The organism is Ideonella sp. P3_A4 (genome assembly GCF_056403075.1).
On record NZ_JBFUGE010001273.1, the window covers coordinates 1 to 740 of the forward strand.

A 740-nucleotide genomic window follows, 5' to 3' on the forward strand; every position below is an offset into this window, starting at 1 on the left:
GTGCAGCTTCATCGACACGACCAGCGAAGCGCGCCGCACGACGCTGATTGCCTGGATCGGCGACAGGTTGGCGCTGACATGCTCGACCCGGTCGGCACGCTTCATTCGCGCCACGACATCGTGGTGCATGCGCGCGTCCTGGTGGTTGGTGTAGACGGACAGCGGCAGGAACAGCACGCGGTAGTCCTCGGCCAGCTCATCCAGAATCCGCGCCAGCTCCCACTYGAAGTACTCGAGGTAAGCGTTGTGGCTCGGCTCGGTCAATTCGTAGCGCGAGTTGAAGTGGTCCGCCAGGCAGACGACGGCAAAGGGCGAGCGCTCGAGCCGGCGCAGCTGCTTGTCGACCTCGACCGGCAAGGGCTCGACCGAATCGCGCAGGCTGAAGACGATGTCGGGGATGTAGTCGCAGTCGAACCCGCCGGCGCGGGCCAACTCGACATCGACGCGGTTGCGGAACCAGCTGTGGCGCAGGTGCGGTCCCTTCTCTCGCATCGCTTTGAGGCTGGCCTCCTCGTACTTCAGCCCCACGCCGAGCATGTGGAAGTCCGACCCCTCGGGGATCCAGTCGAGGAAGAACGGCGCGACCACATCACCGCCGCCAAGGATGACCGGCCGGCCGCCGATGGCGTCGGCAGTCAGGCGACCGTTGGCGAACTCGATGTTCTCGGCGCCGAACAGCCACTCGTGGGCGAACTTGAACGCCTCGTCGCCGGAGTTGCCGCGCTCGAAATAACCTAGGC

The 740-nt window shown here is 65.5% G+C and carries 1 protein-coding gene; it reads right to left on the reverse strand.

All coding sequences use genetic code 11. The features are described from left to right. A partial coding sequence (locus AC1DYI_RS37510) for a polysaccharide pyruvyl transferase family protein (protein ID WP_477209126.1) occupies positions 1-740 on the reverse strand: 740 nt, incomplete at both ends.